This window comes from Streptomyces sp. NPDC086077 (assembly GCF_040686175.1).
Taxonomy (GTDB): Bacteria; Actinomycetota; Actinomycetes; order Streptomycetales; family Streptomycetaceae; genus Streptomyces.
In genome coordinates this window covers 1-21,635 of sequence record NZ_JBFBJT010000020.1, presented here as the reverse complement: position 1 = coordinate 21,635, position 21,635 = coordinate 1, and the positions used below count along the sequence as shown (strand labels likewise).

The 21,635-nt window shown below is 72.3% G+C and carries 19 protein-coding genes; 13 read left to right on the top strand and 6 right to left on the bottom strand.

Annotated elements, in window-relative coordinates; genetic code table 11:
- Nucleotides 1-19: 19 nt before the first annotated feature.
- Entirely contained in the window at nt 20-1,411 is a 1,392-nt protein-coding gene (locus AB0O67_RS08785; protein WP_365447665.1) for a S1 family peptidase, read from the bottom strand.
- 187 nt (nt 1,412-1,598) lie between these two features.
- On the opposite strand from AB0O67_RS08785, the gene AB0O67_RS08780 reads away from it, so the two are divergent.
- The 5 genes from AB0O67_RS08780 (at nt 1,599) to AB0O67_RS08760 (ending at nt 8,654) form a co-directional block, all read left to right on the top strand.
- Nucleotides 1,599-2,012: a PaaI family thioesterase gene (locus AB0O67_RS08780; protein ID WP_365447663.1), complete on the top strand. Its 414-nt coding sequence runs from the start codon at nt 1,599-1,601 to the stop codon at nt 2,010-2,012.
- Nucleotides 2,013-2,466: 454 nt separating this feature from the next.
- Nucleotides 2,467-2,682, top strand: a complete 216-nt coding sequence (locus tag AB0O67_RS08775) for a type A2 lantipeptide (RefSeq protein WP_196456400.1) — start codon at nt 2,467-2,469, stop codon at nt 2,680-2,682.
- Nucleotides 2,683-2,774: 92 nt separating this feature from the next.
- The gene (locus AB0O67_RS08770) at nt 2,775-3,581 is read left to right on the top strand and encodes an HlyD family efflux transporter periplasmic adaptor subunit (RefSeq protein ID WP_365447661.1); all 807 of its coding nucleotides are present in this window, start codon (nt 2,775-2,777) and stop codon (nt 3,579-3,581) included.
- Nucleotides 3,578-5,800: an NHLP family bacteriocin export ABC transporter peptidase/permease/ATPase subunit gene (locus tag AB0O67_RS08765; protein ID WP_365447659.1), complete on the top strand. Its 2,223-nt coding sequence runs from the start codon at nt 3,578-3,580 to the stop codon at nt 5,798-5,800. The genes AB0O67_RS08770 and AB0O67_RS08765 overlap by 4 nt, the downstream gene beginning before the upstream one ends.
- Before the next feature lies 1 nt (nt 5,801).
- Nucleotides 5,802-8,654: an NHLP bacteriocin export ABC transporter permease/ATPase subunit gene (locus tag AB0O67_RS08760; protein WP_365447657.1), complete on the top strand. Its 2,853-nt coding sequence runs from the start codon at nt 5,802-5,804 to the stop codon at nt 8,652-8,654.
- Nucleotides 8,655-8,658: 4 nt separating this feature from the next.
- On the opposite strand, the gene AB0O67_RS08755 is transcribed toward AB0O67_RS08760, so the two are convergent.
- Nucleotides 8,659-9,186, bottom strand: a complete 528-nt coding sequence (locus AB0O67_RS08755; protein WP_365447655.1) for an SRPBCC family protein — start codon at nt 9,184-9,186, stop codon at nt 8,659-8,661.
- 256 nt (nt 9,187-9,442) lie between these two features.
- Here AB0O67_RS08755 and AB0O67_RS08750 point away from each other — a divergent pair, with 256 nt between their 5' ends.
- The 4 genes from AB0O67_RS08750 to AB0O67_RS08735 all read left to right on the top strand — a co-directional run bounded on the left by AB0O67_RS08750 (nt 9,443) and on the right by AB0O67_RS08735 (nt 12,506).
- Nucleotides 9,443-10,450, top strand: a complete 1,008-nt coding sequence (locus AB0O67_RS08750; protein WP_365447653.1) for a Ppx/GppA family phosphatase — start codon at nt 9,443-9,445, stop codon at nt 10,448-10,450.
- A gap of 162 nt (nt 10,451-10,612) precedes the next feature.
- Nucleotides 10,613-11,638, top strand: a complete 1,026-nt coding sequence (locus AB0O67_RS08745) for an iron-containing redox enzyme family protein (protein WP_365447651.1) — start codon at nt 10,613-10,615, stop codon at nt 11,636-11,638.
- A complete protein-coding gene (locus AB0O67_RS08740; protein ID WP_365447649.1) occupies nt 11,639-12,313 on the top strand; it encodes a HemK2/MTQ2 family protein methyltransferase in 675 nt (224 codons plus the stop codon).
- Nucleotides 12,294-12,506 carry a CDGSH iron-sulfur domain-containing protein gene (locus tag AB0O67_RS08735; RefSeq protein WP_365447647.1) on the top strand — a complete coding sequence of 71 codons (213 nt, stop codon included), beginning with the start codon at nt 12,294-12,296 and terminating at the stop codon, nt 12,504-12,506. Before AB0O67_RS08740 ends, AB0O67_RS08735 begins: the two co-directional genes overlap by 20 nt.
- Before the next feature lie 137 nt (nt 12,507-12,643).
- Here the strand turns inward: AB0O67_RS08735 and AB0O67_RS08730 are convergent, their stop codons facing one another.
- Entirely contained in the window at nt 12,644-13,078 is a 435-nt protein-coding gene (locus AB0O67_RS08730) for a protease inhibitor (RefSeq protein ID WP_365447645.1), read from the bottom strand.
- A gap of 382 nt (nt 13,079-13,460) precedes the next feature.
- Here AB0O67_RS08730 and AB0O67_RS08725 point away from each other — a divergent pair, with 382 nt between their 5' ends.
- A complete protein-coding gene (locus AB0O67_RS08725) occupies nt 13,461-14,156 on the top strand; it encodes an alpha/beta hydrolase (protein ID WP_365447643.1) in 696 nt (231 codons plus the stop codon).
- Between the two features lie 84 nt (nt 14,157-14,240).
- On the top strand, nt 14,241-15,410 hold the full coding sequence (locus tag AB0O67_RS08720) for a lactate 2-monooxygenase (RefSeq protein WP_365447641.1): 1,170 nt from the start codon (nt 14,241-14,243) through the stop codon (nt 15,408-15,410).
- 167 nt (nt 15,411-15,577) lie between these two features.
- Here the strand turns inward: AB0O67_RS08720 and AB0O67_RS08715 are convergent, their stop codons facing one another.
- The 3 genes from AB0O67_RS08715 to AB0O67_RS08705 all read right to left on the bottom strand — a co-directional run bounded on the left by AB0O67_RS08715 (nt 15,578) and on the right by AB0O67_RS08705 (nt 18,126).
- Complete coding sequence (locus AB0O67_RS08715) at nt 15,578-17,197, bottom strand: RICIN domain-containing protein (protein ID WP_365447640.1); 1,620 nt, start codon at nt 17,195-17,197, stop codon at nt 15,578-15,580.
- 302 nt (nt 17,198-17,499) lie between these two features.
- The gene (locus tag AB0O67_RS08710; RefSeq protein WP_365447639.1) at nt 17,500-17,877 is read right to left on the bottom strand and encodes a toxin Doc; all 378 of its coding nucleotides are present in this window, start codon (nt 17,875-17,877) and stop codon (nt 17,500-17,502) included.
- 3 nt (nt 17,878-17,880) lie between these two features.
- A complete protein-coding gene (locus tag AB0O67_RS08705) occupies nt 17,881-18,126 on the bottom strand; it encodes a hypothetical protein (protein ID WP_365447637.1) in 246 nt (81 codons plus the stop codon).
- A gap of 277 nt (nt 18,127-18,403) precedes the next feature.
- Between AB0O67_RS08705 and AB0O67_RS08700 the strand changes: the two genes are divergently transcribed.
- Nucleotides 18,404-20,779 (top strand): SpoIIE family protein phosphatase, encoded by a 2,376-nt coding sequence (locus tag AB0O67_RS08700; protein ID WP_365447753.1) that lies wholly within the window; start codon nt 18,404-18,406, stop codon nt 20,777-20,779.
- 127 nt (nt 20,780-20,906) lie between these two features.
- On the top strand, nt 20,907-21,569 hold the full coding sequence (locus AB0O67_RS08695; protein WP_365447635.1) for a DUF4232 domain-containing protein: 663 nt from the start codon (nt 20,907-20,909) through the stop codon (nt 21,567-21,569).
- Nucleotides 21,570-21,635: the final 66 nt, after the last annotated feature.

Here is a 21,635-nt window from a genome sequence, read left to right as displayed (position 1 = left end):
GGCCGTGGTCAGCGCCGGGTCACTGGGTCCCGGTCAGCCCGGAGCCGTCCTCCGGTCCCGCGTGGTCGCCGCCGGCACCGGCGTCCTCGCCGCCTGCTTCCCCACCGGCCTGCTCGCCGCCGACGTGCTCACCGGCACCGGCTTCTTGACCGGCACCCGCGTCCTCGCCGGCTCCGGCGCCTTCACCGGCACCGGCGCCCGCGTCGCCGTCCGCACCGGCACCGGCTTCTTCACCGGCACCCGCCTCGTCACCGGCGCCCGCACCGGCGTCGTCGCCCGCACCGGCGCCACCCGCGTCCCCGCCCAGCGTCGCGCCGACGGCCTCCAGTGCCGTCGTGACCGGCTGGAAGAAGGTCTCACCGCCGGCCGTGCAGTCGCCGCTGCCGCCCGAGGTCAGGCCGAGGGCCAGGCCGTCCTGGGTGAACATCGAGCCGCCGCTGTCGCCGGGTTCGGCGCAGACGTTGGTCTGGATGAGTCCGGTGACCGTGCCCTCCGGGTAGTTGACGGTGGCGTCGAGCCCGGTGACCGTGCCGTCGGCGAGGCCGGTCGTGCTGCCCATCCGGAAGACCTCCTGGCCGACGGTGGCCTCCGCCGCCTGGAGGATCGGGACGGTCTGCCCGCCGCCGACGTCGACGTCGCTCGGCGCCTCCGTCGCCGGGTCGTCGTACTTCACGAGCGCGAAGTCGCCCTCGCCGGGGAAGACGGCCTGGTCGACGGTGGCGATCGGGGCGCCGTTCTGCGCGTCCGACCACTCGGCGACCGCGACGCCGCAGTGACCGGCGGTCAGGAAGGCCGGGGAGCCGTCGCCCGCGGTGACGTTGAAGCCGAGCGAGCAGCGGGAGCCGCCGCCGAATATCGCGTCACCGCCGGAGGCAAAGGTCTTGAAGGTGCCGGCCGACTTCTGGACGGTCGCCATGCCGGAGCCGAGGCCCTGCACGGTCGACTCCAGCGTGTCCCACTTCGCGCCGGTGACCGTGCTGTCGGCGGTGACCCGGATCTTGTTCGTCCTGGGGTCGACGGCCCACGAGGTGCCCGGGATGGTGGCCTCGGTCTTCAGGATCTGCGCGGCGGACCGCAGTTCGGCCGTGCTGTTCTCGACCTGGCGGACCGCGGCGCCGGCCTTCTTGGCCTGGACGACCTGCTGGTTGTTGTCGCCGACCACGTTGACGACCAGTTGCTGGTTGTCCTCGTCGTAGTAGGAACCCGCGAAGGCGTCACCGAGGAGACCGGCGAGCTGCGAGGCGAGGTCCGAGGCGTCGCCCGCCTTCAGGGTCCTGGGCGCCGCGGCCGTGTCCTCGGCGCCGTCCTGGGACGCGTTGGCGTTCGGCAGAAGAAGTGCGGCCGCTCCGAGCGCCGCCACGCCGCCCACCGCGATTGCGGCCTTGCGCTTCGGAATTCGCTTGTGACTCAAGGGTTCTCGACCTCCTGGAGGACGGGGTCCGTTCCGCCGTCTCTTGGCAGCTGTTGGGGCGCCTGGATGGCCACTGGTACGCACGGGGCGCGCGGGACGTTCAATTCCGCTTCGCCGCGTGCCCGTCCGTACGCCGAATCGGCCAAGCTCCGCGCGCGCCCGCCGCGCGCCGGGAACAATCCCCCATATGACGATGACGACCGCCGAAGCCGACAAGATCCTCTCCGCCAACTTCGCCCCCTGGGTGCTGGAACTCGCGCTGTCCGTCCAGGACTTGGGCGAGGACCGCGCCACCCTGCGCCTGCCCTGGTCGGCAGCGCTGGCCCGGGAGGGCGGCGCGCTCTGCGGGCAGGCCCTGATGGCCGCCGCCGACACCGCCACCGTGATCGCCGTCTCGGCGGCGCGGGGCACCTTCGTCCCGATGGCGACCGTTCAGCAGTCGACGTCCTTCCAGCGCGCGGTGACGGACTCGGATGTCCTGATCGTGGCGGTCCTGACCAAGCTGGGCCGCCGGACGGCGTTCGTCGACATCTCCATGACGGCCGAGCGGACGGGTGAACTCGCGGCCCACGCGAGCACCGTCTATGCGCTCCTGGGCTGATACGGCTGGTAATCGATCAGCAACGATCCGTTCAGGACTCCTAGCGGAATCCTCGCTTCAGGGAATCTGCACATTCAATACTCAACCAAGTCACCGGGCCCCAGGCTTCTGCACATTCGCGCGCCCCGGGGCACGCCTTTGGGGCGGGAGTGCCGGATTCGCCGTCCGGACCGCAAGAGCCGGTGCGGGGCGATGCCGGGCACCGTGTGAAGAAGTCGCCGACAAGCCGTGCCCACACCTGCACGGATGGGGACCGCTGGGGCTCAAGTGCCCTGGTGAGGCCTGTGTTTGATTGGAAGCCCGGTAGCGCCGCGTGCTTTGATCCATCGCACCGCAGGGTCCGCGAGGGCTCCCCGGCCAGGGGTGCCCGGCGCCCGCGGCCGCGGCCGTCCATCTGTCCCCAGAGGGGGCCGCTCCCCCCTTGTGAAATTGCCATACGAAGGGAAGTTCCATCATGAACTCCACCCCCCAGGTCGAGACCGTCGAGATCTCCGACGCCGAGCTCGACAACGTCTCCGGCGGCCTCTCCGTGAACGCCGTGAACACCGTCGTCGGCGCCGTGGACGGCATCGCCCCGGTTTCCGGTCTGGTCGACACGGTCGTCGGCACCGTCGAGGGCGTCACCGGCCTCAACACCGCGCCGGTCACCAACCTGGTCGCCGGTCTCTGATCGCACGCCAGTGCCGTTGAGTCCCGGAGCCGTTTCCCGGCACCGGGACTCTTCGGATGCCGTCACACAGTCCACCCGGTGAGGGAAGATCCGTGCAGTTCCGCCAACAGGCCCTCGCCAAGCTCCAGTCGCCCGAGGAACTCGACCTCCCGGTGCGCCTCGCCCGCCCGCAGGGCTGGCTCGTGCTGTCGGTGACCGTGGTCGCGATGGCCGCCGCGTCCGTGTGGGCCGTGACCGGGTCGGTGACCTCCACGGTGAGCGCACCCGCCGTCCTCACGCACGGCGAGGGCAGTTACATCCTGCAGAGCCCGGTCGCAGGCCAGGTCACCGCGATCCTCGCCGAGGAGGGCAAGCGCCTCCCCGCGAACTCCCCCGTCCTGAAGGTCCGTACCGCCGAGGGTGAGACCGAGGTCCGCACCATCGCCGCCGGGCGCCTCACCGCGCTCGCGGCCACGATCGGACAGATCATCTCCACCGGTGCGAACGTCGCCGCCGTCGAGAAGGTCGCCGACGCGGACGATCCGCTGTACGCCACCGTGTACGTGCCCGCCGAGAACGCCGGGTCCATCCCCGCGGACGCCGCCGTGGACCTGACCGTGCAGACGGTCCCCACCCAGGAGTACGGCGTGCTGCGCGGCCATGTGAAGTCCGTGGACCGGGCCCCGCAGTCGCCGCAGGAGATCGCCTCGTTCCTCGGCGACAACCAGCTCGGCGAGCAGTTCACCAAGGACGGCCGCCCCGTCGCCGTACTGGTACGCCTGGACCGGTCCTCCGGCACCAGGAGCGGCTACAAGTGGTCGTCGGCCGACGGACCGCCCTACACCCTCACCTCCATGACGATGGCCACGGGCTCGATCCGGCTGGCCGATCAGCGTCCCGTCGATTGGCTGCTGCCGTGACCACCGCCGCACCCGATACCCGTGGCCGGCGCAGGGCCACCCCGCCCAAGCGCACCGTCCCCAAGGTCCGCCGCGGAACGGTCCGCACCCCCACCGTCCTGCAGATGGAGGCCGTCGAGTGCGGCGCCGCCTCCCTCGCGATGGTCCTCGGCCACTACGGCAAGCACGTCCCGCTGGAGGAGCTGCGCATCGCCTGCGGTGTCTCCCGCGACGGCTCGCGCGCCAGCAATCTGCTGAAGGCTGCGCGCAGCTACGGACTGACCGCCAAGGGCATGCAGATGGACCTGGCCGCCCTCGCCGAGGTGAAGGCGCCGGCCATCCTGTTCTGGGAGTTCAACCACTACGTCGTCTACGACGGCATCGGCCGCCGCTTCGGCCGCCGGGGCGTGTTCGTCAACGACCCCGGCAAGGGCCGGCGCTTCGTGCCGATCGAGGACTTCGACAGCAGCTTCACCGGCGTCGTCCTCACGATGGAACCGGGCGACGGATTCACCCGCGGCGGACGCAGGCCGGGCGTCTGGGGCGCGATGCCGGCCCGGCTGCGCGGCACCGCCGCGACGATGCCCGCCGCCGTGCTGGCGAGCCTGCTGCTGGTGGTGGTCGGCGCGGCGGTGCCCGCGCTCAGCCGTACCTACATCGACATGTTCCTGATCGGTGGGCAGACCTCGCTGCTGGACGTGCTGTTCGCGTCCATGGGCGCCTGCGTGCTGCTGACGCTGGTGCTGACCTGGTTGCAGCAGGCCAACCTGCACCACGGCCGCATCATCTCCTCGACCCTGTCCAGCGCGCGCTTCCTGCGCCATCTGCTGCGGCTCCCGGTCACCTTCTTCTCCCAGCGCAGCCCGGCCGACCTGGTGCAGCGCCTCCAGTCGAACGACGCGGTGGCCGAGACGCTGGCGCGTGACCTGGCGTCGGCGGGCGTGGACGCGGTGGTCGTGGTGCTCTACGCCGTGCTCCTTTACACCTACGACCCTCAGCTCACCTTCGTCGGCATCGGCGTGGCGCTGCTGAACGTCGTCGCCATGCGCGTCGTCATCCGGCTGCGCGCGACCCGTACCGCCAAGCTCCGCGCCGACAACGCCCGGCTGACGAACACGGCGTACACCGGCCTCCAGCTGATCGAGACGATGAAGGCGACCGGCGGCGAGGACGGCTACTTCCGCAAGTGGGCCGGGCAGCACGCCACCACCCTGGAGGAGCAGCAGCGGCTCGGGGTGCCGAGCGCCTGGCTGGGCGTGGTCGCGCCGACGCTCGCCACGCTCAACAGCGCCCTGATCCTGTGGATCGGAGGTATGCGCGCGATCGAGGGTCACATCTCCGTCGGCCTGCTGGTCGCCTTCCAGGCGCTGGTCACCCGCTTCACAGCCCCGCTGACCCGTCTCAACGGCGTCGCGGGCCGCATCCAGGACTTCGCGGCCGACGTGGCCCGCCTGAAGGACGTGGAGAACTTCCGCACCGACCCGCTGTACGACCGCGCCGGCGGCGACTCCACGCGCAGGCTGCACGGTCATGTCGAACTGGAGAACATCACCTTCGGCTACAGCCCGCTCGACAAACCCCTCCTCGCCGGTTTCGACCTGACGGTCGGACCCGGTCAGCAGGTCGCCCTCGTGGGCGGCTCGGGCAGCGGCAAGTCGACCGTCTCCCGGCTGATCTCGGGCCTGTACACGCCCTGGGAGGGCGTGATCCGCATCGACGGGCAGCGCCTGGAGGACATCCCGCGCGGCGCGCTCGGGGCCTCCGTCTCCTTTGTCGACCAGGACGTGTTCCTGTTCGAGGGCTCCGTCCGGGACAACGTGGCGTTGTGGGACCCGTCCATCCCGGACGAGGCGGTGCTGGAGGCGCTCAGGGACGCCGCGCTGCTCGACGTCGTGATGCGCCGCCCCGGCGGCATCCACAGCCGGGTCGAGCAGGACGGGCGCAACTTCTCCGGCGGGCAGCGTCAACGGCTGGAGATCGCCCGGGCGTTGGTGCGCCGGCCGAGCATCCTCGTGCTGGACGAGGTGACCAGCGCGCTGGACGCCGAGACCGAGCTGGCCGTCATGGACAACCTGCGCCGGCGCGGCTGCGCCTGCGTGGTGATCGCACACCGGCTCAGCACCGTGCGGGACAGCGACGAGATCGTCGTACTCCAGCACGGCACGATCGTGGAACGCGGCCGGCACGAGGAACTCGTGGCGCGCGGCGGCGCGTACGCGGCGCTGGTCAGGGAGCGGTGAGATGAAGGCCGTGCACGGCGACGACTACGTCCTCGGGGCGCTCGGACAGGTGGGCACGCCCCTCGACTGCGCCGGGTTCAGCCGGCTGGACCTGGAGGGTCCGCAGGCGCTGTGGCTGGTCGCGGCGGGTGCCCTGGACCTGTTCGCGGTGGACGCGGCGCAGCAGGGCCATTGGCACCACCTGGGCCGGCTGGAGGCGGGCTCGCTGCTGCTCGGCCCGGTGCCGGGCCCGCAGCACACGCTGATCGCCCGTCCGGTCAGGGACTGCGTGGTGCACCGCATCGGGCTGCGCGAGCTGTACCAGCCCGCGGTGACACAGACATGGTCGTACGACGAGTACGGCAACCCGCAGTACGTCCCTCCGACGACGAGTCCGCTGGAGTACGCCCTCGCGCTCGGCGTCGGCCGCAGCCTCGCGATCCTCTTCCAGGCGCCGACGGCCGGTGAGGGGGCCGCCGAAAACGGGGGTGCCCCCGTGCGCGCGCATGCCGACACGGGGGACGACGACGACGTGTTCTGGATGCAGGTGCCGCCCGGCAGCGTCCAGTACGGCTCCGTGTACGGCGCGGAGGCGGCGGCCGACCTGCTGATGGACCCGGCGGTCTGGCAGAGCATGGTCGACCAGCAGTACCGTCTGCTGACCACGCTGGACCGCTGGATCGAGCAGCTGGAGCGCACCCACGAGACCCGTACGGCCGCCGGTATCAAGGCCGGTGAGCAGGTACGCGCGCAGGCCGACCGGACGTTGCTCGCGGCGATCGGCAAGCCGTCGGCCAAGCGCACCACCGCCGCCGACGCGGACGCCACGTACGCCGCGTCCAAGCTGGTCGCCGCCGCGGCCGGGATCCCGCTGGCGGACCCCGGGCACGGTGGCGCCGAGAGCGACCGTCTCGACCCGGTCGAGCGCATCGCCCTCGCCTCACGCGTCCGCACCCGGGCGGTACGGCTGGACGGCAGCTGGTGGCGTGACGACGTGGGCCCGCTGGTGGGCCACCGGGCGTTGTCGGGGGCTCCGGTCGCGCTGCTGTGGCGGCGTGGCGGCTATGTGGCGGTGCATCCGGCGACCGGACGCGAGACGCCGATCGAGAAGGCCAACGCGCCGGAGTTCGAGCCGCGCGCGGTGATGTTCTACCGGCCGCTGCCCGAACGCCCGCTGGGTCCGCTCGGGCTGCTCCGGTTCTGCATGCGCGGCACGCGCCGGGATGTGACCGGGCTGCTGCTGAGCGGGCTGGTGACGGTGGCGATCGGCGCGCTGGTGCCCATCGCGACCGGCAAGGTGCTCGGTGAGTTCGTGCCGAAGGCCGAGGCGGGGCTGATCGCGCAGGTCTGTCTTGCGGTGATGGTCAGCAGCGTCGTCGCGGCCGCCTTCATGCTGCTCCAGAACATGACCATCCTGCGGCTGGAGGGCCGTATCGAGGCGACGCTGCAACCGGCCGTGTGGGACCGGTTGTTGCGGCTGCCGACGAAGTTCTTCACCGGCCGCTCCACGGGCGAGCTGGCCAGCGCGGCCATGGGCATCAGCGCGATTCGCAGGCTGCTCGCGGGGGTCGGCCCGACCGTCGCCCAGTCGGTGACCGTGGGGGCGATGAACCTGGGGCTGCTGCTCTGGTACAGCGTGCCGATGGCGCTGGCCGCGATGGGCATGCTCGTCGTGATCGCCGGTGTCTTCCTCGGGCTCGGGCTGTGGCAGGTGCGCTGGCAGCGGCGGCTGACGGTGCTCGCCAACAAGCTGAACAACCGGGCGTTCCAGACCTTGCGCGGGCTGCCCAAGCTGCGGATCGCGGCGGCCGAGAACTACGCGTACGCCGCCTGGGCCCGCGAGTTCGCGCGCAGCCGGGAGCTCCAGCAGCGTCTCGGCCGGATCAAGAACCTCACCACCGTGCTCGGCGCGATCTATCTGCCGCTGTGTTCACTGGTGATGTTCATGTTGCTCGCGGGACCGGCGCGGGGCTCGATGTCCGCCGCCGCGTTCCTCGCCTTCAACACCTCGGTGACGATGCTGCTCACCTCGGTCACCCAGATCACGGGCGCGTTCGTGTCGCTGGTGGCCGCGCTGCCCCTGTACGAGGAGATCAAGCCGGTGCTGCGGGCGACGCCGGAGGTGCGCACGGCCAGCACCCGGCCGGGGCCGCTCACCGGGGCCGTGGAGGCGCGGCGGTTGTCGTTCCGGTACTCCGACGACGGGCCGCTGGTCCTCGACGACGTGTCGTTCGAGGTGCGGCCGGGCGAGTTCGTGGCGGTCGTCGGGCCGTCCGGCTGCGGCAAGTCGACGCTGCTGCGGCTGCTCATCGGCTTCGACAAGCCGGTCTCCGGGAGTGTGCTGTACGACGGCCAGGACCTGGCGGCGCTCGACCAGTCCGCCGTACGGCGCCAGTGCGGGGTGGTGCTCCAGCACGCGCAGCCGTTCACCGGCTCGATCCTGGACGTCATCTGCGGCACCGAGCCGTACACGCCCGAGGAGGCGATGGCGGCGGCCGAGATGGCGGGCCTCGCCGAGGACATCAAGCGGATGCCGATGGGCCTGCACACCATCGTCGCGGGCAACGGGGCGGTCTCCGGCGGCCAGCGGCAGCGGCTGATGATCGCCCAGGCGCTGATCCGCCGGCCGCGCATCCTGTTCTTCGACGAGGCGACCAGCGCCCTCGACAACGAGACGCAGCGCATGGTCATCGAGAGCACCAGGGCGCTCAACGCCACCCGCGTCGTGATCGCCCACCGCCTGTCGACGGTGCTGGACGCCGACCGCGTCATCGTGATGGAGGACGGCAAGGTCGCCCAGCAGGGCCCCCCGGCGCAACTGCTCGCGGACACCAGCGGCAGGCTTCACGAACTGGTGCGCCGGCAGTTGGCCTGACGGGTCAGGGCTGTCCCGGAATCGGGGCTCCCGACGGGACACCCGCGTCGACGTAGCCCTGGTAGAAGCCCTTCCAGTGCGCGTCCGACCCCGCGTGCGGTTCCTCGAAGCGCTCCCCGCGCGCCTTGGCGTCCAGCGCCGCCAGGCAGACCTCCCAGCCGGCGCCGTTGCGTGCGGCGGTGTCGGCGGCGTCGAGCACGTTGGTCAGGGTGAACCGGGTGCTGTTGCCGTCGGTCTCCTCCAGGTCGAAGTGGACCTCGTCGCCGCCCCAGTCGAAGGACAGGTGCCGGGGCGGGTCCACGGCGATCACCTCACCGGTGGAGTCCTCCATGTGGGGGTCGCCGCCGAACGTGACGCGGCCGCCGGGGCGCATCTCGATCTCCGCGCGGGACGGGAACCACTCGGCGAGTTCGTCGGGGTCGGTGACGAAGCGCCAGACGCGCTCCACCGGGTGGTCGTAGGTGCGGCCGAAGCGGATCGCGGGGCGGCCGTCGTCCAGGTTCAGGTAGGTGCCGGTGAGGTCGGCGGGCATGATGACCAGTTCCTTCGATGATCGATGTGTACGAAACAGTTTCGTTTACGAAGTCATTGTCTCGCGAACACCCTTCCCTGGAGTGGCTCCCTTGTCCCGCAAGACCCTGACGGACGGCCCCCCGCGGGGGCAGCCGAGGGACCGAGGGCCGCCGCCATCAGGGAGACGGCGCCCGTCCGGCGTACGGGCGCACTCCGGACGGCGCACGGGTGGCGGAGGCAGTTGGAGGGGGTCGCGAGCGGGTACTCGCCCGTCCATGCGAATCAGTGTGGTGGACGTGGGGTCGAGAACGGTCCGGCTGGTGGTGGCGGACGCGCAGGGCGGGGTTCCGCTGCCGGTTCATACCGCCAAGTGGCGGCTGAGGCTGTCCGAGCACGTCAAGACGGGGGAGGCGATCCCCGAGGAGGCCACGGAACGACTGGCGGAGGCGGTCACCGAGGCGAGCCGCACGTCGCAGCGGTGGGGTGCGGCGGGGCCGCTGGCCTTCGCCACCACCATCGTGCGCAGCGCGCCGAACCGGCTGGAGGTGCTGCGCGCCGTCCGGGCCCGGAGCGGGGTGGAGCTGTGCACACTGCCAGGCGAGGTGGAGGCCGAGCTGACGTTCCTGGCGGCGCGGCGCTGGATGGGGTGGCGGTCGGGGCCGCTGGCGCTGCTGGACATCGGGGGCGGCTCGTTCGAAGTGGCGTTCGGACGGGGGCGCCTGCCGGACTTCGTGGCCTCGCTGCCGCTGGGCGCGGGGCGGCTGACGCACGAGTTCTTCCCGGTACAGCATGCCCCGTCGCAGGACCAGGTGAAGGCGCTGCGCCGCAAGGTGCGGCACCAACTGCGGGACGTCGGCGCGCGGATCCGCTGGGAGGGGCCGCGGTCGGCGGTCGTCACCTCGCGGACCTTCCAGCAGCTGGGCCGGCTGTGCGGTGCCGTGCCCGGGCGTGAAGGGCCCTTCGTCGAGCGGGAGTTGCGGCGCGCCGACCTGCGCGCCGCCATGACCCGGCTGGCCGCCCTGCCTCCCACCGAGCGGGCCCAACTGCCGGGCATCTCCGCGCCACGCGCCGGGCAGAGCCTGGCCGGGGCGGTGATCGGGCACACGGCCATGAAGGTGACCGGGCTGAAGAACGTCACCGTATGCCCGTGGGCGATCCGCGAGGGCGTCCTGCTGCGGCACATCGAGGAGGGCCCGTCCTGGTGGGCGGAGGTCAGCCGGCTCAGCGAGGAGACCGCACCGCCGGACCCGGTGCCGCTGCGGCTCGCGTCCGCCACGTCCTGACGCTCGCGTCCATCCGTGCAGCCCCCACCACGGACCGGGCGGCACGGGTGGCGGCTTCAGCGTGCAGTTGATCACTGATGGCCCTCATGGGGCTCGGGAAACCCGCGAAACCGGGTGCCGGTCGGACGGGAGCCTTGGCGTCACGCGGGTACTCGGTCCCGCATGACGCACGACCATCAGGAACCACGGCTGCCGTCCGCCCGCGGCCCCCTCTCCGCCTCGGTCATGGAGTACCTCCGGGGCACGGGCCCACTGCCCGGCCCCGGGGAGGTCGCGGGCGCGGCACCGTACGGCGAGGACCTCCAGCTCGCCCTCTACCTCTGCTACGAGCTCCACTACCGCGGCTTCGCGGGCGTACCCGACGACCGTGAGTGGGACCCCGGCCTGCTGGGCGTCCGCGCCGCGCTGGAGGACCGCTTCCTGTCCGCCCTGCGCGCCGACACCCCCGTGCACGACGACGTCGACGACGCGCTCGCGGAGATCCTCGTCGAGCCGGTCGACGGCACCGGGGTCAGCCACTTCCTGCGCGACAAGGGCGAGCTGTGGCAGGTGCGCGAGTACGCGGCGCAGCGCTCGCTGTACCACCTCAAGGAGGCGGATCCGCACGCCTGGGTGCTGCCCCGGCTGTGGGGCAGGGCCAAGGCGGGGATGGCGGCGGTGGAGTTCGACGAGTTCGGCGGCGGCCGCCCGGACCGCGTCCACGCCCTGCTGTTCGCCCACCTGATGACGGACCTGGGCCTGGACACGACGTACGGGCACTACCTGGACGCGGCCTGCGCCGAACTCCTCACCACGGTGAACCTCATGTCCCTGTTCGGCCTGCACCGGTCGCTGCGGGGTGCCCTGGTGGGTCACTTCGCCGCCGTGGAGATCACCTCGTCGCCGGGCTCCCGGCGGCTCGCCGAGGCCATGCGCAGGACCGGGGCCGGCCCGGCCGCCGAGCACTTCTACGACGAGCACGTCGAGGCCGACGCCGTGCACGAGCAGGTCGTACGGCATGACGTCATCGGCGGTCTGCTGGCGGAGGAGCCGCAGCTGGCCCGGGACGTCGCCTTCGGCATCGACGCGACCGGGTATGCCGAGGACCGGCTCGCGCAGCGGCTGCTCACCGACTGGCAGGCGGGCAGATCGTCGCTCCGGACACCGCTTCCCCCACCCCTTCCACCCGAAACTTCCCATATTTTCTGAATGCGCGGGTACCTGGTCGACGTGAACCCACTGGTGCCACCCGGCGTCTACACGCCTCAAGAAGACACAGACCTGCTGGCCGAGGCCCTGTCCGAGGAGCCGCTCCCACCGGGTGCGGACGTTCTTGACGTCGGCACCGGCAGTGGGGCGCTGGCGCTGCACGCCGCGCGCCGGGGCCTGCGGGTAACGGCCGTCGACGTGTCACGACGCGCGGTCTGGGCGGCCCGGATCAACGCCCGGCTGTCCGGACTGCGGGTCCGCATCCTGCGCGGAAACCTCTTCGATCCCGTGCGCGGGCAGACGTTCGACGTCATTCTGGCCAACCCGCCGTACGTCCCCGACCCGGACCCGGATTCAGCGCCGCGCGGCACGGCCCGGGCGTGGGACGCGGGCCACGACGGGCGGCTGATCCTGGACCGCATCTGCCGGGAGGCACCCGCCCTGCTGCGCCCGGGCGGAGTCCTGCTGGTCGTCCACTCGGCCCTCAGCGGGCCCGAGCGGACCCTGACGCTGCTGCGTGCCGCCGGCCTGAAGGCGAGCCTGACGCGCCGGCGCCGGATCGCCTTCGGTCCCGTGCTGCGGGAGAGACAAGGGTGGCTGCGGGAGCGGGGGCTGCTGTCCGCCACCGAGGACAAGGAAGAGCTGGTGGTGGTCCGTGCCGAACTCCCCGTCTGACACCCCGCGCCGGATCGCCGTCCAGCGCCGCGGGCCCCTGTTGGTGGAGGGGCCGGTGGAAGTGGAGCTGGAGGACGGTACGACCGTCTCCTCCGACCGCTTCCGGGTCGCGCTGTGCACCTGCCGGCGCAGTCGCCGCTACCCCTGGTGCGACACCAGCCACCGGGCCCGGGCCCAGCGGCCCGACGAGTGATCCCAGGGGTCGGCGGGCGGCCCCACTCCGCCCGGCCGACCCCTGGGGCGAGACCCACCAGGGCCCCCGCGACGACGGCCCGCACTCCCCAACTGCGGGTCGTTCGCGGCATTCACGGGGGCCCGGCGATCCCGGTCCTAGAACGCGAAGACGCTCGTTCCGTACGAGTTCTTCACGCACTCGTTGGCGAAGGTGCGCTCATAGGAGACGTACTGGCCCTGCCAGACACCGTCGACCCGGACGACCACGGGGTCGTACTCACGGGTGCACCACACTCCGCCTCTACTTTCCAGGGCGTCGAGGTTCCCGTCGGCGCCGCGTAGTTCGGCGCAGGCCGCGACGGTGTTCGGGTGCGTCCCGGACGCCTTCGGGGCGCAGCTCAGCGTCACCGCCCGCTCGGGGGTGACAGTGGCCGAGCTCTCTCCGTGGCCCGTGGTGAGCACCAGGGCTGACGGGGCGTAGAGCGAGGCCGGATCGGCGGCGGGGCTGGCGTGCGCGGCTCCGGTCAGGGGTCCGCAGACGGCGGCGGCCGTGAGGCCGAAGGTCGCTGCCCAGCGCGCGGGGTTCCGCATTGTGTGCATCCTTCCGCTTGATTGCGTGTCGTGCCGGAGTGGGCGTGGTTGGTGCCCGACCGGCGACGGCGAGTCTGCCTAGTCCGCCGCCGAAACTCACCTCGACCCCATGCGTTTCAGTAACCTTGCGTATTGAAACAGTGGCGCGAAGTCACGGAATTCGAACGTTACAACCGCGTGAAGGTGCCGTTCTTGATCACCCACATGGCCGAATGGCTGGATTTCCGCAGTTCCTTAATCGGCCTGAAACATTCCGGATGCACTCTGGGCGCGGTCCGTTTTGCCCTTTGCGCTTTTCCGCTGGAGTCGCCGGCGCTGCCCGACCGACCCCCTGGCCGCCGTCCCCGGGCAGCTTGTCGGTGCCACGCGCTACGTTGCCGCCATGACCGAATTCGTGCTTGTGGCAGGTGCGTGGCTGGGCGCCTCGGCGTGGGACGAGGTGGCGGCGGAACTGCGCGGGGCCGGCCACGGGGTGCGCCCACTGACCCTGTCCGGCCTCGCCGGGAGAAGGGACGAGCCGGCCGGGCAGCAGACGCACGTCCAGGACATCGTCGACGAGGTCGAGCGCCTGGATCTGCGGGACGTCGTGCTCGTCGGGCACAGCTACTCCGGCATCCCGGTCGGCCAGGCCGGCGAGCGGATCGGCGACCGGCTGGCCCGGATGGTGTTCGTGGACGCCAGTGTGCCCGTCGACGGGGAGTCCTTCCTGTCGGGGTGGCCGAGCGACCATGTGCGCGCGACGATCGAGAAGAACGACGGCCGCTGGCCGCCGCTCACCCCCGACGACTACGCGGGCCAGGGCCTGACGGACGACCAGATCGCCAGGATCGTGCGGGACTCGACCCCGCACCCGGGTGCGACGCTCACCGAGCCGGCGGTCCTGTCCGGCTCCCTGGCCGAGCTCCCGGCGACGTACATCAAGTGCCTGCTCGACGGGGAGGAGCCGTTGGGCGCCGCGCGGGTGCTGCTCGCCGGTGAGCACTGGGAGCTGGTGCGGATGGACACCGGGCACTGGCCGATGTACTCCCGGCCCCGCGAACTGGCCACGATCCTGCACCGGTCGGTCGCCCAGGAGTGAGGCGCACCGCTGGACGGACCTGCCCTTACTCGCCAGTATCGTCGGGACGACGCGGCTCGACGGCGAGAGGGCGGGGACCTGGCGATGGCGAAACACTGGGCCGACTTCCAGTACGAGATCTATCTGAACGGGATGACGGGAGCCGTGCCGCGGCTGCCGACCGACCTGACCCGTCTGGAGGAGCTCACCGAGCAGCGGCTCGGACCCGGACCCGTCGGCTACGTCGCGGGCAGCGCCGGCGACGGCAGCACGGCCCGCGCCAACCGGGCGGCCCTGCGCCGCCGCCGGATCGTGCCGCGGATGCTGCGGGACGTGCACGAGCGGGACCTGTCGGTGGAGGCGCTGGGCCGCGCCCTGCCCGCGCCGGTGGCGCTGGCGCCGGTCGGGGTGCTGTCGATCATGCACCCGGACGCGGAGTGCGCCGCCGCCCGGGCGGCCGCCGCGCAGGGCGTGCCCTTTGTACTGTCCTCTGCCTCCAGCACGCCCATCGAGCAGGTCGCGAGGGCGATGGGCGACGCCGAGCGCTGGTTCCAGCTGTACTGGGCCAAGGACCGTGAGGTGACCCGCAGCTTCCTCGGACGGGCGAAGGCGGCAGGGTTCAGCGTCCTGGTGGTCACCCTGGACACGCCGCTGCTGGCGTGGCGGCCACGCGACCTGGACCAGGCGTATCTGCCGTTCCTGCACGGTGTCGGCACCGCCAACTACTTCACCGACCCGGCCTTCCGCGCGGGCCTGGCAAAGCCCGTGCACGAGGATCCCAACGCGGCGGTCATGCACTTCGTCGGCATGTTCGCCGACCCCGCCAAGACCTGGCCGGACCTGACGTTCCTGCGGGAGAACTGGGACGGCCCGATCGTCCTCAAGGGTGTCCTGCACCCGGACGACGCCCGGCAGGCCGCCGACGCCGGGATGGACGGCGTCGTGGTGTCCAACCACGGCGGGCGCCAGGTGGCCGGTTCCGTGGCGGCGGCCGACGCGCTGCCCGGCGTGGTGGCGGCGGCCGGTGACCGGCTGACGGTGCTGTTCGACAGCGGGGTGCGCACGGGGGACGACGTCTTCAAGGCGCTGGCCCTGGGTGCGCGGGCGGTCCTGGTCGGACGGCCCTACGTCTACGGTCTCGCGCTCGACGGCCAGGGGGGCGTGGAGCACGTGATCCGCTGCCTGCTCGCCGAACTCGACCTGACCCTCGCCCTGTCGGGCCACGCCACCCCCGCGACCATAGGTCCCGCCGACGTCGTGGAAGGACCCGCCTGACCGCCGCACGGGCGGCGGTCGCGCCCTGGCAGGCGCCGACGCCGGTCAGGGCCAGCGGGCACACGGACGCGTCCGCCAGGTGTCGTCGCGCCCTTGTCGAACTCCCTTTGGCCGCGCGGCGTCAGGTGCGCCCTCAAGGGCGGACGACGGCAGTGTGACGCCAGGGTCTAGCCCCCGCTCCCCAGCCCCGCCTGCCGCGCCGACGCGTCGGTCGTCTCGGCGACCGACAACGAGCCCGCGCCGGCTGTCTGCGGATCGGTCAGCCACCGCTGGTCGTCGGAGCCGTCGCGGACCTTAACGACGATGTCGGCGCCCGGGTCGCCCGTCGTGACGGAGAGCGCGAGCTGCTCGTCCCAGCGCGGCAGCAACTCGCCCTGGACGGTGAGGTCGTAGCGCACATCGTTCGCGCGCCCGTCCCACTCCCCCGCGCACGCGCCGAGGATGACGACACCGGCGTCCGCGTGCGAATCCAGGCACAGCTCGGGGTCGGCCACGCTGCGCAACTGCCCGTCGGTCTCGTACGACCACTGCTGGGTCGGCTCGGGCGAGCACGCCTCCAGTACGGCCGCTGCCGCCTCCTCGACCTCGCCGCGGATGTCGAGGCACAGCTCGCTCTCGGCGTTGCGCAGCCGGGTCTGCCGGGGCGCGTTCGGGAGCTGGGCGGTGCCGGGGGCAGTGGGCTGGGCCTGGGTGCCGGTGCCGGGCACCGACTCGGTGCCGTCAGTGCCTTCGGTGGCGCCCGCGGAGGCCGTGGGGTCCGTGTCACCGTCGTAGGACGACAGGCTGGTGGCGAGGAGCGTGCCGAGCAGGGCGGCGGAGGCGATGCCCGCTCCCGTGCGCAGCGCCCGGGAGGAGCGCCCGGTCATGCCGGGAAGGCGGGCCAGGATGCCGTGCCGCTCCACGCGGCGGGCGCGGCTGCGACGGGCCGCGGCGCGGGTGCGCGGCCGGTGCTGGTTGCGGCCGGGCCGGGAGTCGAGATAGCGGCGACTGCCCCAGCCGAGCACGGCCTCGGCGAGCAGCACGCCCAGCCCGCCCTCGAAGTGGCTGAGCTGCTCGGCGGCGTCACGGCAGTAGCGGCACTCCACGAGGTGCTGCTGGACGTCCGGCAGCAGGGCGCCGCCACGGCGGATCGGGACATCGAGGAGACGGTTGTAGTAGCGGCAGTCCTTGGACGGCGCGAGTTCCTGATGGGCCCGCACACAGCCCTCGCGGAATTTGTCCCGGGCCTGTTCGAGGATGGCCGACGCGGTGTCGGTGTCCGTGCCGAGCAGACCGGCGGGGAGGGTGATCGGCTCCGCCTCGACCTCGTGGTGCCACAGCAGAGTGCGGGCCGCTCCGGGAAGACTCTGGAATGCGCGTTCGGCCAGCTTGCGGTTTTCCGGCGTCATGGACTTGGCGGCGCGCATACCCCGCCCACCGGCCGGTTTCCGCAACTCCGGCAGTGCCCCCGCTATTCGCTCCTCCGCGGACCACAGCCGGACGACGTCCCGCACGGTCACCAGCACCCGGGGCCGCAGCGCCTCGCCCGATTCCCCCAGGGTGAGACGGTCGAAGACCTGGTGGAAGGCCGCCGAGGTGACCATGGACGCGATGCCCGTCGAGGAGGCGAGGCAGATCACCGCGTAGTCGTGGGCCGACTGCCAGTGGCGGGCGAGCAGCAGCGCCGTGGAATGGGCGACCTCGACGTCCGGGGCGCCGGTCAGCCGGGCGGCGAGGGCGACGTCGGACTCGGCCGGATCACCGCCCGCCGGCGGGTGAGGCGGACGAGGGGGGTGGGGGGTGGGCACTGAGCGGATTCCTTCCCACGCAAGGTGACACAGGAGTTCTGTCCGTCAAAAAGGGCGGCCTGGTTGGTGCGTACCCTTTTCACGGGGTGCGAGGGGCGTGAATTGTGCGCGTGCGCCCGGCCATTACCCCCCGCCGGAGGGTTCACCTTTGCACAGCTCGCTCTGGACCAACAAGGCGGTTGGGCAACATACCCACCACTGACAGAAAGTAAAATTCGGCGGCAACTCTTGCGCGTGGCTCGCCATTCGCCATTTCGAGCGCCGCGTGTGAAACTCCCGTACGCCCGCGTGGTACCCGGGCGTCAGATCTGCCAGGACCGCAGCCGGTCCGCCGCCCCGTACGCGTCCGTCCTGCCGTCGATCAGGTCGCGGGTGAGGCCGACCAGGGCCCCGGAGGGCGGGTCGACGCCGACGCCGCTGACGAACATGTAGGCCACGGCGGTCGCGCAGGCGAAGCGGGCGTTGGCCGAGGGCAGGGGCTTGAGCAGGGCGAGGGTGTGCAGCAGGGCCGCGGCCCGCCAGGCGGGGTCGGAGTTCACACCGAGGCGGGGCGGGTCGACGCGGTGCCGGGCGACGGCGGCGACCAGGGCGGAGAAGTCGTTGATCGTCGGCTGGTCCGGCAAAACCTCCTCGTGCCGCTGGAGGAGCCAGGGGACGTCGATGTGCAGGACGGGTGCCATCTCTCAGGCGGCCCGTCCCTCGCCACCGGCGGGCGGCTCGTCGTCGGGGAAGGCGTCCGCGAACTCGTCCGCGTGGGCGGCGAAGAACCGGCGGAAGGCCTCGGCGCCCTCCTGCAGCGCCCGATGGCGCGCGATGTCGGCAGCGGCCGCCTCACGCACGAGGGCCTTCATCGACGTACCGCGCTCCTTGGCGATCTGCCGCAGGTCCTCCAGCTCACGCTCACTGAACTCCACGTTGAGGGCTGGCATGTCCTCAAGGTACCGCCAGGGTACTCGACCGTAAATACCACCAGCTCAGAGGGACCAGGAGACGGTACCGGACGGACGGAGGACGCTCAGAATGCGGGCGAGACGGGTCACCCGTGGCCGATGACGTGCCGAAGCACTCACAAGGTGTCACGGACGAACAGCTTCTGACCTGGCGCCAGGCGGCCGGCGACCGGATTCGCACGGGACCGCCACACACTACGCTGGAACCGATGTGGCTCGATTGTTCACTGTGCGTATGCGCGATGGAGTGACGACGATGACCCCGGAGTACCCGTTCGACGAGGCTGCCACGGCCCGGGCCGTCATCGACGCCGAGGGCCGGGTGACCGAGTGGGGCGAAGGTGCCCGGCGGCTGCTGGGCTGGACGGCGGACGAGGTCGTCGGGCGCTCCGCCGCGCGGCTCGTCCAGGGTCCGGCGCCCACGACCCACGGTCCGCGCTGGGACGGCACCCTCACTCTGCGCCGCCAGGACGGCCGCACGGTGTCCGTCTGGCTGCTCGCCCACCGGCGGCCCGGCCCGGACGGCGGTGGCGGGGAATGGCTGGTCGTCAGCCCGCTGGAGAGCGCCCGGTCCCGCCCGGAGAGCAGTGCGCTGGACCGGGCCGAGCTGATCCAGTCGCCCTGTGCCGTCGCGATCTACGACGATCACCTCCGGCTGTACCGGATGAACGGTGCCCTGGCCTCGCTCGTCGGGCTGCCCGAGGAGCGGGTGCGCGGCCTGCGCGTGCCCGAGCTCAGCGGCCGGCTGCAGGGCCAGGAGATCGAACGGCAACTGCGGCACGTGCTCACCACCGGCGTGGGGCACGACATCCGGACCTATCTCCCGGTAGGCGAGGACGGTCTGATGCACGCCTGGCTGGCCCGGATGGCGCCGATCAGGGACGAGGCGGGGCGGGTGCGCGGGGTGAGCGTGGCCGTGCACGACTTCACCGACCAGTACCTCGCCCGCGAACGGCTCCAGTTGGTCAACGAGGCGAGCCGCCGGATCGGCAGCACCCTCGACGTCGTCCGGACGGCGCAGGAACTGGCGGACGTCTGTGTGCCCCGGCTCGCCGACTTCGTCAGCGTCGACCTGCTCGACCCGCCCGAGCCCGGGGGCGAGACCGCCACCGGCCCGCTCACCGCGCCGATCACGCTGCGCCGGGCGGCTCACCGACCGGTCGGGCCCGGCAGTCCCGAGGCGGTCGTGCGGCCGGGCGAACTGGACACCTACCCCGCCACCTCGCCGCAGGCCGACTCCCTGCTGTCCGGCCGGACGACGGCGGCGGTCCTGCCGGCCGAGGCCCTCACCCAGTGGCTGAGCCGGGACACCGCCCGCAGGGAGTGGATCCGGCAGTACGGCGTCCACGCCATGATGTCCGTGCCGATCCGGGCGCGCGGTACGACCCTGGGCGTCGCGGTTCTCATCCGGTTCCGCCGCCCGGACCCGTTCACGCCGGACGACCAGTTGCTGGCCGAGGAGATCACGGCACGTGCCGCCGTCTGCATGGACAACGCCCGCCGCTACTCCCGGGAGCGCGAGACCGCCCTCGCCCTGCAGCGCAGCCTGCTTCCGCAGTCACTGCCGAGCACGGCGGCCGTGCAGGCGTGCTCGCGCTACCTGCCGGCGGCACGGACCGGGGTGGGCGGCGACTGGTTCGACGTGATCCCGCTGTCCGGGATGCGGGTCGCGATGGTGGTCGGCGACGTCGTCGGCCACGGCATCCAGGCCTCCGCCACGATGGGACGGCTGCGTACGGCCGTGCGCACGCTCGCCGACATCGACCTCGCCCCCGACGAGCTGCTCACCCACCTCGACGACCTGGTCCTGCGGCTCTCCGACGAGGCCGGCACGGACGGCAGCCCGGGCGAGGTGGGGGCGACCTGTCTGTACGCGGTGTACGACCCTGTGTCGCGGCGCTGCACGCTGGCCCGGGCCGGGCATCCCGCCCCGCTCATGGTGCGGCCGGGGAGTACGGCCGAGGAGGTCGAGCTGCCGACGGGGCCACCGCTGGGCCTCGGCGGGCTGCCCTTCGAGACGGCCGAGCTGTATCTGCCCGAGGGCACCGTCCTGGCGTTCTTCACCGACGGACTGGTCGAGTCCCCCGACCGGGACGCGGAGGCCGGCCACCGGCTGCTGCGCGAGTCCCTGTCCCGGACCGCCGCGACCCTGGACGTGACCTGCGACCAGATCCTGCACCAGCTGCTGCCGGCGGGCGGCGCCTGCGACGACGTCGCCCTGCTGCTGGCCCGCACCCAGGGGCTGCCCGCCTCGCGGGTCGCGACCTGGGACATCCCGGCCGACCCGGCGCTGGTCGCCCCGGTGCGCAGGCAGGTGATCGAGCAGCTCGGCGTCTGGGGGCTGGAGGGGGCAGGGTTCACCACCGAGCTGGTGGTCAGCGAGCTGGTCACCAACGCCATCCGGTACGGCGCCCGCCCCATCCGCCTGCGGCTGATCCACGACACGGTCACTTTGATCTGCGAGGTGTCGGACACCAATCACAGCGCACCGCACCTGCGGCGCGCCAAGACCTGGGACGAGGGTGGGCGCGGCCTCCTCCTGGTCGCCCAGCTCACCCAGCGCTGGGGCAGCAGGCACACACCCGAGGGCAAGACGATCTGGGCGGAACTGGCACTGCTCGACGAGGAGTGAGCCACGCGGGACCCCGGTGCGCCGACCTTGGGGCGCCATTGCCCGGCGCCCGCCGCATCTGTCGCCGGGCCCCGGGCACAAGCAAAGGTACGCACGCATCCGCGAACGTCCGGGAGTGGTGAGGAACATGACGTCCACGGCCCCGTCCGCGCTGCGCTCCCCCACGGCGCGCCGCCCGGCGCTCCTCGTCAGCGCGGTCGCGGTGCTGGGCCTGCTGTCCGGATGCGGCGGCACGACCGGCGGCGCGGACGGCCGGCCGCAGGAGCCGCCGCCCGGCACGGACGCCGCGTCCGCGAGCGCGCCGGGCACCCCCGGCGAGGCGGCGACTTCCACGGGCCCCGCCGCCACGGCCGCCGAGCCCGGCACGGGCGGCACCCGCTGCCACACCACCGACCTGCGCGCCTCCCTCGGCCGCGCCGACCCGGGCGCCGGCCAGCGGAACTTCCCGATCGTGCTGACCAACACCTCGCCGCGCACCTGCACCCTGTTCGGCTATCCGGGCGCCGCCTTCGTCGACGCCTCCGGCAGGCAGCTCGGTCCCGACCCGGTGCGCGAGGGCGGCGGTCCCGCCAGAGTGACGCTGGGGCCGGGCGACGCCGCCTGGTCCGGCCTGTCGTACACCAGCGCCGAGCTCACCGGCGCCCGTACGGCCACTCCGGCATCGCTGCTGGTGACCCCGCCGGACGAGCGTGACCAGCTGACGGTGGGGTGGACGGGCGGGGAGGTGCCCGTGGCCGGGAACGATTCCGAGGTGTCCCTCACGGTGATGCGGGCGGGCAACGGAGCCTGATCTCACCGGACTCTTGCCCTCACCTGTTGCCAGGGACAGGCACCAGTTGATCGACGCCCGAGGATC

Coding starts and splice junctions, on each gene's coding strand:
- AB0O67_RS08750 (WP_365447653.1), top strand. CDS start 9,443: ATGCGAATCAGTGTGGTGGACGTGGGGTCGAGAACGGTCCGGCTGGTG.
- AB0O67_RS08755 (WP_365447655.1), bottom strand. CDS start 9,186: ATGCCCGCCGACCTCACCGGCACCTACCTGAACCTGGACGACGGCCGC.
- AB0O67_RS08760 (WP_365447657.1), top strand. CDS start 5,802: ATGAAGGCCGTGCACGGCGACGACTACGTCCTCGGGGCGCTCGGACAG.
- AB0O67_RS08780 (WP_365447663.1), top strand. CDS start 1,599: ATGACGATGACGACCGCCGAAGCCGACAAGATCCTCTCCGCCAACTTC.
- AB0O67_RS08740 (WP_365447649.1), top strand. CDS start 11,639: ATGCGCGGGTACCTGGTCGACGTGAACCCACTGGTGCCACCCGGCGTC.
- AB0O67_RS08700 (WP_365447753.1), top strand. CDS start 18,404: ATGACCCCGGAGTACCCGTTCGACGAGGCTGCCACGGCCCGGGCCGTC.
- AB0O67_RS08695 (WP_365447635.1), top strand. CDS start 20,907: ATGACGTCCACGGCCCCGTCCGCGCTGCGCTCCCCCACGGCGCGCCGC.
- AB0O67_RS08710 (WP_365447639.1), bottom strand. CDS start 17,877: ATGGCACCCGTCCTGCACATCGACGTCCCCTGGCTCCTCCAGCGGCAC.
- AB0O67_RS08725 (WP_365447643.1), top strand. CDS start 13,461: ATGACCGAATTCGTGCTTGTGGCAGGTGCGTGGCTGGGCGCCTCGGCG.
- AB0O67_RS08775 (WP_196456400.1), top strand. CDS start 2,467: ATGAACTCCACCCCCCAGGTCGAGACCGTCGAGATCTCCGACGCCGAG.
- AB0O67_RS08745 (WP_365447651.1), top strand. CDS start 10,613: ATGACGCACGACCATCAGGAACCACGGCTGCCGTCCGCCCGCGGCCCC.
- AB0O67_RS08705 (WP_365447637.1), bottom strand. CDS start 18,126: ATGCCAGCCCTCAACGTGGAGTTCAGTGAGCGTGAGCTGGAGGACCTG.
- AB0O67_RS08720 (WP_365447641.1), top strand. CDS start 14,241: ATGGCGAAACACTGGGCCGACTTCCAGTACGAGATCTATCTGAACGGG.
- AB0O67_RS08730 (WP_365447645.1), bottom strand. CDS start 13,078: ATGCGGAACCCCGCGCGCTGGGCAGCGACCTTCGGCCTCACGGCCGCC.